This is a genomic window from Oceanobacillus profundus (assembly GCF_003515705.1).
In the GTDB taxonomy this organism is placed as follows: domain Bacteria; phylum Bacillota; class Bacilli; order Bacillales; family Amphibacillaceae; genus Oceanobacillus; species Oceanobacillus profundus.
Window position 1 is genome coordinate 33,499 of record NZ_QWEH01000002.1, and the last position, 11,732, is coordinate 45,230.

17 protein-coding genes are annotated in these 11,732 nt (G+C 36.5%); 14 read left to right on the top strand and 3 right to left on the bottom strand.

Annotated elements, in window-relative coordinates; genetic code table 11:
* Nucleotides 1–26: 26 nt before the first annotated feature.
* Together D1B32_RS03355 and D1B32_RS03360 are read left to right on the top strand one after the other, a co-directional pair.
* Complete coding sequence (locus D1B32_RS03355; protein ID WP_240033718.1) at nucleotides 27–587, top strand: hypothetical protein; 561 nt, start codon at nucleotides 27–29, stop codon at nucleotides 585–587.
* Between the two features lie 173 nt (nucleotides 588–760).
* Nucleotides 761–1,690 carry a manganese-dependent inorganic pyrophosphatase gene (locus D1B32_RS03360; RefSeq protein WP_095309982.1) on the top strand — a complete coding sequence of 310 codons (930 nt, stop codon included), beginning with the start codon at nucleotides 761–763 and terminating at the stop codon, nucleotides 1,688–1,690.
* Between the two features lie 107 nt (nucleotides 1,691–1,797).
* Here the strand turns inward: D1B32_RS03360 and D1B32_RS03365 are convergent, their stop codons facing one another.
* Nucleotides 1,798–1,998 carry a cold-shock protein gene (locus tag D1B32_RS03365; RefSeq protein ID WP_067724698.1) on the bottom strand — a complete coding sequence of 67 codons (201 nt, stop codon included), beginning with the start codon at nucleotides 1,996–1,998 and terminating at the stop codon, nucleotides 1,798–1,800.
* A 306-nt stretch (nucleotides 1,999–2,304) separates the two neighbouring features.
* On the opposite strand from D1B32_RS03365, the gene D1B32_RS03370 reads away from it, so the two are divergent.
* Both D1B32_RS03370 and mscL read left to right on the top strand, forming a co-directional pair.
* On the top strand, nucleotides 2,305–2,457 hold the full coding sequence (locus D1B32_RS03370; RefSeq protein WP_095309980.1) for a small acid-soluble spore protein P: 153 nt from the start codon (nucleotides 2,305–2,307) through the stop codon (nucleotides 2,455–2,457).
* Between the two features lie 132 nt (nucleotides 2,458–2,589).
* Nucleotides 2,590–2,967, top strand: a complete 378-nt coding sequence (gene mscL / locus D1B32_RS03375; RefSeq protein ID WP_095309977.1) for a large conductance mechanosensitive channel protein MscL — start codon at nucleotides 2,590–2,592, stop codon at nucleotides 2,965–2,967.
* A 10-nt stretch (nucleotides 2,968–2,977) separates the two neighbouring features.
* Here the strand turns inward: mscL and yidC are convergent, their stop codons facing one another.
* The gene (yidC, locus tag D1B32_RS03380) at nucleotides 2,978–3,793 is read right to left on the bottom strand and encodes a membrane protein insertase YidC (protein ID WP_118888625.1); all 816 of its coding nucleotides are present in this window, start codon (nucleotides 3,791–3,793) and stop codon (nucleotides 2,978–2,980) included.
* Nucleotides 3,685–4,101 carry a hypothetical protein gene (locus D1B32_RS23655; protein WP_158586199.1) on the bottom strand — a complete coding sequence of 139 codons (417 nt, stop codon included), beginning with the start codon at nucleotides 4,099–4,101 and terminating at the stop codon, nucleotides 3,685–3,687. The genes yidC and D1B32_RS23655 overlap by 109 nt, the downstream gene beginning before the upstream one ends.
* Before the next feature lie 423 nt (nucleotides 4,102–4,524).
* On the opposite strand from D1B32_RS23655, the gene D1B32_RS03385 reads away from it, so the two are divergent.
* The 10 genes from D1B32_RS03385 to D1B32_RS03430 all read left to right on the top strand — a co-directional run bounded on the left by D1B32_RS03385 (nucleotide 4,525) and on the right by D1B32_RS03430 (nucleotide 11,699).
* Nucleotides 4,525–5,508 carry an ABC transporter ATP-binding protein gene (locus tag D1B32_RS03385; protein ID WP_118888626.1) on the top strand — a complete coding sequence of 328 codons (984 nt, stop codon included), beginning with the start codon at nucleotides 4,525–4,527 and terminating at the stop codon, nucleotides 5,506–5,508.
* On the top strand, nucleotides 5,486–6,259 hold the full coding sequence (locus tag D1B32_RS03390) for an ABC transporter permease (RefSeq protein ID WP_095309968.1): 774 nt from the start codon (nucleotides 5,486–5,488) through the stop codon (nucleotides 6,257–6,259). The genes D1B32_RS03385 and D1B32_RS03390 overlap by 23 nt, the downstream gene beginning before the upstream one ends.
* A gap of 118 nt (nucleotides 6,260–6,377) precedes the next feature.
* Nucleotides 6,378–6,800 carry a spore coat protein gene (locus D1B32_RS03395; protein ID WP_095309964.1) on the top strand — a complete coding sequence of 141 codons (423 nt, stop codon included), beginning with the start codon at nucleotides 6,378–6,380 and terminating at the stop codon, nucleotides 6,798–6,800.
* Between the two features lie 118 nt (nucleotides 6,801–6,918).
* Nucleotides 6,919–7,473: an SLOG family protein gene (locus D1B32_RS03400; protein ID WP_095309957.1), complete on the top strand. Its 555-nt coding sequence runs from the start codon at nucleotides 6,919–6,921 to the stop codon at nucleotides 7,471–7,473.
* Nucleotides 7,474–7,564: 91 nt separating this feature from the next.
* Nucleotides 7,565–8,227 carry an SIMPL domain-containing protein gene (locus D1B32_RS03405; RefSeq protein WP_095309956.1) on the top strand — a complete coding sequence of 221 codons (663 nt, stop codon included), beginning with the start codon at nucleotides 7,565–7,567 and terminating at the stop codon, nucleotides 8,225–8,227.
* 557 nt (nucleotides 8,228–8,784) lie between these two features.
* Complete coding sequence (locus tag D1B32_RS03410; protein WP_095309954.1) at nucleotides 8,785–9,273, top strand: GNAT family N-acetyltransferase; 489 nt, start codon at nucleotides 8,785–8,787, stop codon at nucleotides 9,271–9,273.
* Nucleotides 9,274–9,301: 28 nt separating this feature from the next.
* Nucleotides 9,302–9,838: a GNAT family N-acetyltransferase gene (locus D1B32_RS03415; protein ID WP_095309952.1), complete on the top strand. Its 537-nt coding sequence runs from the start codon at nucleotides 9,302–9,304 to the stop codon at nucleotides 9,836–9,838.
* Nucleotides 9,839–10,148: 310 nt separating this feature from the next.
* A complete protein-coding gene (locus D1B32_RS03420) occupies nucleotides 10,149–10,364 on the top strand; it encodes an alpha/beta fold hydrolase (protein ID WP_095309950.1) in 216 nt (71 codons plus the stop codon).
* Nucleotides 10,364–10,852, top strand: coding sequence for an NUDIX hydrolase (locus tag D1B32_RS03425; RefSeq protein WP_095309948.1), 489 nt, complete (start codon nucleotides 10,364–10,366; stop codon nucleotides 10,850–10,852). The genes D1B32_RS03420 and D1B32_RS03425 overlap by 1 nt, the downstream gene beginning before the upstream one ends.
* Before the next feature lie 16 nt (nucleotides 10,853–10,868).
* Nucleotides 10,869–11,699: a GNAT family N-acetyltransferase gene (locus D1B32_RS03430; RefSeq protein WP_095309946.1), complete on the top strand. Its 831-nt coding sequence runs from the start codon at nucleotides 10,869–10,871 to the stop codon at nucleotides 11,697–11,699.
* Nucleotides 11,700–11,732: the final 33 nt, after the last annotated feature.

Genomic DNA, 11,732 nt, shown 5'->3' on the forward strand with positions numbered 1-11,732 from the left:
ATTAATTGCAACAAGGGGTGGCTTTTTTGAAAAAGAGAAAACTGAAAATGGGTTGGTTTGGTTGGACGATGACTTGGGTCGTCGTAATTATAGTAATTGCATCTAGTCTCTTCTTTTTTAATGTATTCCATCTAGATATAAAGTCCCTATTCCAGGATGAGGATTTGGTTGGCTCAACTAATCAGAAGGATATTTCACAAGAGTCAATGGAAGAAATTGATCGGGTACGTGCTACCGTTGGGAGTGAAAATACGGAGATAAGCCGTTTTATTGCCACGATGCACGAGTTTTATAATAACACAACTGGATATGGTGGGATTAATAATCTGGATTGGGATGAGCAAAGGGGACAAGCAGAAACTGTCATCGATAAGATCGAACAGCTAAAAACAGAAGTTACAGATGAATCACTACTTGCGGATTTAAATCATATTGTTGATATAGCAAACCGTATATCGGATGAGCAAGATAGTGACATTGTTCGTGATTTGCATCGTTATTTTCATGATTTAGATATTGCACTGAATAATTACACAACCTTTGACCGAATCTGGAATGTAACGGAAACATTAAAAGACATAGAATAAGTCAAAAAATAATACATAGCGACAAAAAATATGGTACTCTAGTATTGGAAAACTTGATTGTTACCAAGAGTCTAGGTGGCAAACCTCAGTTGCACCTGTTTATGCAGTAAGAAAATATTGGACTTTCTTAACTGCCAAGAGAAAATTCACATTAAAGGAGTTATAAAAAAAGTATGACTAAACCATTCATTTTTGGACATCAGAATCCAGATACAGATACAATTTGCTCGGCTTTAGCTTTTGCGGATTTAAAAAATAAAATTGGCGAAGAAGCAGTTCCGGTAAGACTTGGAGCCGTTAATAATGAAACGCAATTTGCATTAGATTATTTTGGTGTCAAAGCACCTGAACAGATTGAAAAAGTAGAAGACGGTGCGAAGGTTATCTTAGTGGACCATAACGAATTCCAGCAAAGTGTGGAAAACATTGAAAATGCGCATATTCTAGAAGTTGTCGATCACCATCGTGTCTCTAATTTTGAAACGAGAGAAGCATTATATTTTCGTGCAGAGCCAGTAGGCTGTACAGCTACGATTTTAAATAAGATGTATAAAGAAAAAGGTATTACTGTTACAAAGGAAATTGCTGGTTTGCTTTTATCAGCGATCATCTCTGATTCTTTATTGCTAAAATCTCCAACCTGTACGGATGAAGATGTGCAAGCAGCACATGAGCTTGCAGAAATCGCAGAAGTGAACATTGAAACCTATGGTCTGAAAATGCTTCAAGCTGGAGCTGATCTAAGTGATAAGTCTGCACGTGACTTAATTACGATGGACGCTAAAGAATTTTCTATGGGTGAGGCAAAAGTCGAGATTGCTCAAGTAAATGCGGTTGACACGAGTGATATTTATAAAAGCCAGGACCAAATTGAAGCGGAAATAGAGAAGGTTGTAGAAGCGAAGGGATTGGATCTATTTCTATTTGTTGCAACGGATATTTTAAATAATGACTCCGAAGTACTTGCAATCGGTAGCGGGAAAGATAAAGTAGCATCTGGATTTGATGTAACATTTGCAGGAAACAATAGAGCAATGTTAAAAGGCGTCGTATCACGCAAGAAGCAAATTGTTACAACGTTAACAGACGAGTTTTTAAAATAAGTAATGGAAAAGGATCTCTGGTCCTATCTTAGGTTAGAGATCCTTTCTATTTAGTCGCATATAAAATAAAAAAGCTTTCCCAAATGGGAAAGCTTTTTTATCAATACTTACGCTTTGTTAACGTTAGTAGCTTGTGGTCCACGGTTACCTTCTTCGATATCGAAAGTTACTGTTTGACCTTCTTCTAAAGTTTTGAATCCTTCGCCTTGAATTGCTGAGAAATGTACGAATACATCGTCTCCACCTTCAACTTCGATGAAACCGAAGCCTTTATCTGCGTTAAACCATTTTACTGAACCTGTGTTCATTAAAAAAACCTCCATGTGCATTTTGCACGTTTATTACTATTTTTGTTCAAGATACAACTCAAGACGAAATCACTAAAGAGATACTACTGTCTATCCTGTATTTCTCACGAACAACAATAATTATTTATATTATAGCATAGATTTCTTAAAAATATCCACTTTTTTTCAAAAAAGTTTTGAGGAGATTTATATTGTTACTTAAAGTACTGATATAGCAGTATTTTGCGTTGGTTTGCCAATTAAAAAATATGCATAATATCACACTTAAAATAGAAACTAAGAGAAAGGGGAAAGGAGTGATACATCATGGCAGGAAAACCAAAGGGACCAAAGCAGCAAGAGAAAGTGAACTTACCTAAAAGTCCAGTTCAGCCATATGGTGAGCCATTAAGTGGTTCTAAAAAGGATAAAAATGCAAATCATTCTAGACAAAATCATAATCCACACCATGGTTTATAATTGTTTTTCTTCTATTAAAAGAGCATAATCAGTTACGATTATTGCTCTTTTCCATTCTATCCCCTAAAATTATAATTGTGCTGCGAATTGATATTTAGTGGTAGGTATACTTTTTAAAAGGAGAATTTATTAATGTGGAAAGATTTTAAAAAATTTGCTTTTCAAGGGAATATCTTTGACCTAGCTGTTGCAGTTGTAATTGGTTCAGCTTTTGGTGCAATTGTAACATCCTTTGTTGAGAATATTATTACGCCTCTCGTAGGAATTTTAGCAGGGGGTATTGATTTTACCGGATTAAGTATAACTGTTGGAAATGCGGAAGTATTATATGGCAATTTTATTCAATCCTTTGTTGATTTTTTGATTATTGCATTTGCAATCTTTATGGCAATCCGCGTCCTGTCTAAATTTAAAAAGAAAGAAGAAAAAGTTGTTGAAGAAGTAATCGATAAGCAAGAACAGCTGCTTACTGAGATTAGAGATCTATTAAAAGAACAAAACGTAAAATAAAACCTGCAGATTATGCTTCTGCAGGTTTTTCGCTGTTTTTATAAGAGTTGTACATTTTCTTAGCAATCAGTTGTTGCACAATCATGAATAGTCCACCAACTGCCCAGTATAGCGGCAATGCTGCTGGGGCATTTAACGAAATTACGCCGATCATGATTGGTGAGAGGAGCCCCATGATGGTCATCTGCTTTTTTGTTTTTGGGTCCATACCGAGTAGAGACACTTTGAACTGGAAATAGTAGATGACCACAGCCAGTATGGTTAGGATGATATCCGACTGCCCAAGATTAAACCAAAGAAAAGAGTGGGCTGCAATTTCAGGTGTTCGAAGAATCGCATAGTAAAATCCAATTAATATCGGAAACTGTATGATCATCGGTAAACATCCACCAAGTGAAGCTAATGGATTTACTTGGTGTTTTCCATAAAGCTGCATTAATTCCGCCTGCATTTTCTTCTGCTCGTCTAAATCCTGCTTGTTGCGGTACTTCACTTGTATCGCATCCATTTCAGGTTTTAATACATTCATTTTCTCTTTCATTGCAGTATTATTTTTAATTTGTTTTAGCATGATAGGCATCAATGCAAATCGAATAAATAGAGTCAATAGGATAATGGATAACCCGTAATTGTCATTGAAAAAACCGGCTAAACCCTTGATTAGTACAGAAAACGTATAGACGAAATAATGATCAAACCAACCAGTGGAATTAGCGCTTATTGGCTCGGTTGTGCCTTGGCATCCAGCAAGTAATACAATTGATAAAAGCCCAAGTATGATGAAGCTATATTTTTTAATTTTGATGAATACAGAAGTTGTTTCCATTTTAGCCCTCCTAGATTTTTATAACGATAAAAAACTAGAGAAGAGCTGTCTTCTTCATTATCATCCGGTACCTCAATACGTTTCGTTCTATTGGTAATCCAATTACGTATATCCAGAGCTGTTGCGGTTAAGTCAGGTAAGGAAAGCAATTGAAATTGCAATGCATGTGATCTTCGAAGATACACATCTGTTTGATAAGTATTTGGTTGATTGTAAATTCGCAATGGAATGATGGAGAGCAATAAACCGATATAGAAATAGATTGGCGAGAACTCGTTAAATAATTCGGATAAGAGCTCGATAAGCATCTGTATTCACCCCCGTTCTAAAAAGTACTATTAATAAATACGATTCAAAAGTGAGTTAGGTTTCGTTTTTCTTAAATAATGTCATTTAGTTCTGATAAAGTAACATCTTGCAGATTTTGTACGATAGTGAGGTTGATTGATATTCAACTCCATGTCATTCGGTCACTCATCAAGGTGATGAGTGACCCAAAAAAGAGAAAGCCAAGAGAATCGGTTACTCATCAAGGTGATGAGTGCCCCAAAAAAGAGAAAGCCAAGTAAATCGGTCACTCATCAAATGAAGCAATTGCAATTAAACGAATCACTGCACTGCGTAATATGTGAATATCAGTCTTTAGACGTAGATGATTTACAACTTCGGGTAGTGGATGCAGGGCCAATTCCTAATTAGAATGAAAATAGATTGAAGAAAGGATGAAATAAATGGAATCGATTATCGAAGTTCAGAATCTTAGGAAAACGTACAGGAAAAGAAGATCAAAAGAATATGTACACGCGGTCAGTGATATCTCTTTTAAAGTAAATCGAGGTGAAATTCTGGGCTTGCTAGGTCCAAATGGAGCGGGAAAAACGACGACAATTAAAATGATCTGCGGATTGCTGATACCTGATTCAGGTATGATTCGGATTAATGGAATTGATAATAAGGAGAAACGGCTGAAAGCATTACGGCATATCAGTGCAGTGCTTGAAGGGAATCGCAATCTATACTGGCGTTTGACTGTCAGGGAGAATTTGGAGTACTTTGCAGGAAATCGGGGAATGTCGCGAAAGGACGTCATTGATCAAGTTGAGGATCTGTTACTAAAATTCAATTTAAAGGGTAAGGAAAATGAACTTGTTAATCGACTTTCTAGAGGAATGCAGCAAAAGCTGGCAATAGCAGTGGCAATGCTGGCCGAAAGTGATGTTATTTTACTGGATGAGCCGACTCTTGGATTGGATGTTGAAACAGGCTATGAGGTACGAGAAATTTTAAAGGCGATTGTTCGGGATTACAATCGAACCATTATTATTAGCTCGCATGATATGGATGTTATTCAGGATATTTGTGAGCGCACAGTGATTATTAATCAAGGGAAAATTGTAACAGATGATCGAGTAGAAAACCTATTGAAATTATTTGAGATTCGCGCCTACACCATTACACTTGGTGACATTTTGAACAGTCAGCAACAACAATTACTTCTACAAAAATTTCCACAACATGACTATCAACAAGATACTTATCAATCCATTTTAAATATCGAATTAGCAAAAAGTGAAGGAATTTATGATTTATTCGATGTGCTCAAATTGAATAATACACCTGTAGAGGCAATTGATCGAAGAACCATTAATTTTGAACAAATCTTTATGAAAATTGTAAAGGGGGAAAAGCAGGATGCGTTGGCTCAATCTTCTTAAAGCAAATACAAAAAAGGAATATATTGAATTAAAGCGCTATTTACCAAATACAATAGCGATGCTGCTTACCTTTTACATTATTTTTGTCGGAATGTTTGCTGGAATTCAGCTAATTGGCGATCCAAGTACACAGGATAGCAACATCCAATATGCGATTGTAAATTATATTTTCTGGTTTTTATCCTTTATGGTTATCAATAGTATTGGCTATGAAATTATTAATGAGGCGATGAAAGGGACGTTGGAGCAGCTCTCGATGTCACCGATGGGAATGTGGCGTATTATGACGGTACGGCTAATTTCTACGACGTTCATAAATTTAGTTATTGTGATTGTGCTATTATATTTGTCGATGGCAACTGCGGGACAATGGCTGAATATCGATGTGATAACGATAGCTCCAATTTTATTGCTTACCGTGATTAGTATGTTTGGTGTAGGATTCATTATCGCAGGAATATCCATTATTCTAAAGCAGGTTCAAGCATTCTTACAAATCCTGCAATTTATTTTAATGGCACTAACCTTTATTCCCTTATCCGTGTCACCAGTTCTCGCTTTCTTACCTTTTGTGCAAGGGATTGACATGGTTCGTGAAGTGATGATCCATGGGGCTGCATTTAACCAGCTTCAAGTCGGAGATTTTATGATATTAGGATTTAATGCACTTTTTTATTTTGCAATAGGCATTGGGGTATTCTTATATTGTGAACGAGTTGCGATGAAGAAAGGATTAATGGCACATTATTAGTAGTAACAGAAAAGGTGTTTTCTTAGAAAAATTTCAGGAAATAGGTACATGTCTCATACAATCCGCGATTAACTAACATAGGTTAGAAGTGAACCAATAATAGAAAGGGGATTATTCAATGAGACATCGTCATGGACGTCATTGTGGTTGTAATTCTTGTAAAACAATTGTACATCCGACAAAGTATAATTGTGTTGATACTTTCTCACAAAGTACAGTTAACCATGTGCATCCTTCTCATACAACTGTTACAAACCATCATTTAGTTAAAAATAATCATTTCTTCCCGCACTCAACATCTTTTCAAAATACAACAAATAGTGTTGATGCATACGGTGGATCTTTCCAAGTTCCGGGCGGTCCGGGACAAGTAGCAGGAGCTATGTCACCAGGATATGGTCAAGGAGGCCAAGTTGCGGGAGCTATGTCACCGGGATATGGCCAAGGAGGCTATGGTCAAGGAGGCCAAGTAGCAGGATCTATGTCACCAGGATATGGGCATGGAAACCATAATTGTAAAAAGCCACAAAAATGGTGCTAACGAAAGAAAAGGGCTGGCAAATTATATGTTGCCAGCTTTTCCTTTTGACAAATTGGAAGGAAAGTAACTATCCTATTAATAAGTGTAAAGAAGGTATTTAAATGAGGTGTTCGTACATATGAAGATTTTAACCGTATCTGGATACAAACCAATGGAATTAAATATTTTTAAAGAAGATGATCCACGTATTACTTTTATAAAAGCAGCAATTGAAAAAAGGCTAATCGGCTTTATTGAAGAAGGCCTGGAATGGGTATTAATTTCTGGACAAATGGGTGTTGAATTATGGACAGCAGATTTAGTGCTCGAATTGAAGGAGATGTATGATATTAATATTGGTGTCTTTCCTCCATTTGAAAATCAGGATAACCGTTGGCCCGATTCTATAAAAGAAAAATACCAAGAATTAATGATGATTGCAGATTTTTATAAACCAATTTATCAAGGAGATTATAAAGGACCTTATCAATTCAAGGCCAAAAATATGTGGTTTGTGGACAAGAGTGATGGCTGTCTCCTTTTAATGGATGAAGAATATCCAGGAAGCAATCGATTCTTTTATGAAGCAGCAAAAAACGCAAATAAGGATTATCCTATTTTTACGATTACACCAGCAGATTTAGATGATGCTGTAGAGGAGATTCGAATGTCTGATCCTAACTATTGGGAGTAAGCATTGATAGTCAATTTAATTAAATTTAATCTTTTCCCTTTCCTTTGCATATTATCTATTGAAGCTAAAGATAATGAGGGGCGGGATAAGGATGTATTATTCGTATGGACCTCCATACAGACAGCCTGTTTCCAGGCAACAAGATCGTATGCTTATAGTGACTGGAAATGGTAGAGTTTCGGTTGAACCCGATATAGCGAGTATTCAGCTTGCTGTTATTACAGAGGATGAATCGTTAAGTAAGGCTCAACAGGACAATGCGCAAACAATGAATCAAGTTATTCAGTCGTTAGTAGATTTAGGTATACCAAGGGAAAATATCCGTACAACTTCATATCAAATATTCCCTAGGTATGATTTTGTAGATGGTGAGCAGTTATTACGCGGCTATGAGGTTACAAATCAGATTACGGTTCGTATTAGTCCGATTTCTGAGGTTGGAACAGTTATTGATACTGCAGTACAAAACGGTGTAAATCGGGTATCATCCATTCAATTTTCAGTTACGAATGTAGAAAACTATTACCAGCAAGCACTTATCCAAGCACTGGAGAATGCACAAGCAAAAGCTAGTACGATCGCGGAAAGCTTGCAAGTAGACCTTGATCTTACACCAATCAAAATAACGGAAGAAGTCTCAGAAACGCCTGCTGCATTCAAAACAATGGCAGTTTCAGCAGAAAGCTTTTCTACACCAATTGAACCTGGTGAGGTTGGTATTAGGGCTGTTGTGGAAGCTCGATTTCATTACTAAGTAAAACAAGGGACTGAACGAACGTCCCTTGTTTAGCTGCTTTCACAGGTAGTTTAAAATATCTTTATGAAATTGATTTCTATCCATGGTACAGATCTGCATCAAGATATACTAGTCATAAAGCTGAACAATTTCTGAATCTTCCAGGTTGTATGTAGTGGCTTTTTCCTTTGGAGTGACTTCATCCCGGGTATAAGCTATTATCTCTTTTAATGAGTTCTGATTACTTTATTTACATTAATAGAGAAAATAGCATATAGTAATGCATTCACAGATGATTCTAATAAACATTCCCAATAATAGGTATTTTGAGATACATAGACGATATGAACTTCCTTTCTCTGCAGAGGTAATAGGGAGCGGAAAAGCATTTGGAAAAAGGGAATAAAAAATAAAGAAAAATCGTTAATAGATTAAAGCATTGCAAACAGCTGCAATGCTTTTTGTATGTAAAAAATTGTGATTGCCTACTCCTTTTTAAATTAATTGATGATATAATGTTAGAAACTATTCGAATTAAGCAACAATTAAAAAGAGTGTTCAAAAGGATGAGTTTTATGGATTATTTGATTCGCAAAATGAAAAAGCGAGATATGAAGCAGGTGCAAGACGTTGCGAAAACAAGCTGGAGTGCCACTTACGAAGGGATTATTCCTATGGATATTCAAGAGCGCTTCCTAAAAACTGTTTACAGTAAGCAAAATTTAAAATGGCGTCTAAAAAACACTACCTTTTTTGTTGCTGAGATAAATCACCGAATAGTAGGGTTTGCTAATTTTTTTCAAGTTCCTGAAAGTGGGCGAGTAGAATTAGGAGCGATTTATATATATCCGGAGTATCAAGGGGCAGGAATTGGTACTGCGTTTTTAAGAGCCGGTATTGACCAATTTGGTTTGAGAGAACTTCATTTGAATGTGGAGAAAAATAACCAAATTGGAATGAATTTCTATCATGCTAAAGGATTCGAAGTGGTAGCTGAGTATGATGATAACTTAGAGGGGCACATGTTGAATACGGTTCGAATGGTATTGCGTCTAGGGAAATAACCTATCTAATTAAAGGGAGAGAGAAACAATGATGATAAGAAAAGCAACGATTGTTGATGCAGAAGATATTGCTAAAGTACATGTAGACAGCTGGAAGACAGCTTATAAGGGGATCTTACCTGACGAATTTTTAAATCGTTTATCCTATGAACAACGAACAATGCTTTGGGAGCGTAATACATTGGAACAGAATGTATACGTTGCGGAAAATGCTGAGGGCAAAGTTGTTGGTTTTTCTATCGGTGAAAAGGAAAGAACAGAAATGTATGACGGGTATGAAGGGGAACTTAATGCGATTTATATTTTAAAAGCATATCAGCGGCAAGGTATCGGAAAGCTGCTTATTCAACCTGTCGTGGAAGAATTGCTGCAAAAAGGAATAACTACAATGATTGTTAAGGTGATTGAAGAAAATCCATCAAGGGTTTTTTATGAATCATTAGGGGCGCATATTGTCGATCGTTTAGAAATCAAAATAGCTGGTGCGTTCATGCATGAAATTGTTTATGGATGGTCGGATTTGAAACAGTTGCAGAAGGTTGCTGAACGGGCGTATGAAAAGTGAATGGTTAACCTATGTGGAATAATAGACGATAGAAGTTGTGCAAGCAGAAGTGAGATGTGATAATGACTGGTTTGTATGGAAACAGATGAATATTGAATCATGGATCGCAATTTAGGTGTTGCAGGTGCGGTTGCACTAATTTGGTAAACAGAAAAAGAAGAAAAAAAGCGCTGCTCCTCTCTCTAAAACAGGAAGAGAGGAGCTGGTTGAGTAATCGGACGGAAATAAATGATTTTACATACGGAAAAGTCAAGGGAAGGGGGAACGATTATTTTCCTGCATACAGCGCTACAGACAGGTGGAACGGAGCTTGCGGAACAAACTCTTATTTTCGTGGAAATATCAGGTGATTTTACCGGATTTATGTGGTCATGGGAAATCCGATTCGGAAGCGTATGTGGATTATTTTAACGAATCTGCAAAGGTTTTGTTGGAGACGATGGATTATTTAGAAATCGACACTGCTCATGTTGCAGGCTGTTCACTAGGGGCACTCGTTGGTTTCAAAATGAAGGGAAATGAATAATGTTTAAATATACCATTTGTTTCATTAGACGGGGTGATGAACTATTAATGCTAAATCGAGAAAAGCCTATTTGGATGGGCAGGTGGAATGGTGTAGGAGGGAAAATCGAACCTGGGGAAACGCCAACTGATTGTATTTTACGTGAAGTGAGAGAGGAAACCGGAATCCTCTTATCAGTGGTTCAGTATAAAGGAACGGTTACATGGGGAGACAAGAGCCATTATTCAGGCGGCATGCACGCATTTATTGCAGAGGTGCCTAAAAATTATACTTATCAAACGCCATTCAAAACTGAAGAAGGAATATTAGACTGGAAAAAAATCGATTGGATTCTGCATCCCGAAAATACTGGCATAGCTAATCTGCACTATTATTTGTCGCAGATGCTAGAAGAAGAAAATACATATGAATATCGGTTTGCTTATGAAGCGGAAGACGTCATAGCATATAACGTTTTTCCGCTTGAAGAATATGTGCCAATAAGCTAGAAACATGGGGGAATATATGTTAACGACAAAACAATTACGTGATATCAAAGCGCTTCAGTATCTCTGTGAAGCAGACGATCAAATAACGCTAAAATTGAATTGGGATATGTTGCAAAATAGAGAGGCAAACGAAAAGAATGACTTTTTTTATTATGAAGATGAAGAACTGATTGCATTTTTAGGTTTGTATGGATTTGGGAATAAAGCAGAGATATGTGGAATGGTTAAGCCGGCGTATCGTAGGAAAGGTATATTTTCAAGGTTGCTTGATGAAGCACTTGCCATTTGTAAAAACCGGAAGTATAGAGAGATTTTATTGAATGCACCAGCTGCATCTGCAACAGCAAAGGAATTTTTAAAAACAATTAAATGTGACCGTACATCAACAGAATATCAAATGAAGTGGTCGAATATGGACCTTCATGAAGACATAGAAGTTATAGTTAGACCTTCTCTATCAGAACAGGATTTTAAAACAGAAATACAATTAGATATAAGCTGTTTTAATTTCTTAGAAGACGAAGCAGTTGATTATAATCAGCGGATAAGGAGAGATGATAAACAGCGATTTTTTATCATTGAACATGAAAAGAGGTCCGTTGGAAAAATACGTATTTCTCATGAAGAGTCAGAAGCTTGGATTTATGGATTCGCTGTTTTTCCTGAATTTCAAGGAAAAGGAATTGGAAGAAGAGCTTTAAGGCAAGTAATAATGAATGAATATAGAAATGGTTACGATGTATTTCTAGATGTAGAAGCGAAAAATTCCAATGCGCTGAAATTATATGAATCCTGTGGCTTTCGAACATTTCAAGCGCAGGAATATTATACGTTGGGTACAAGTTGACGGTTCAATAATGAAAAAGCTATGATGGAGTTT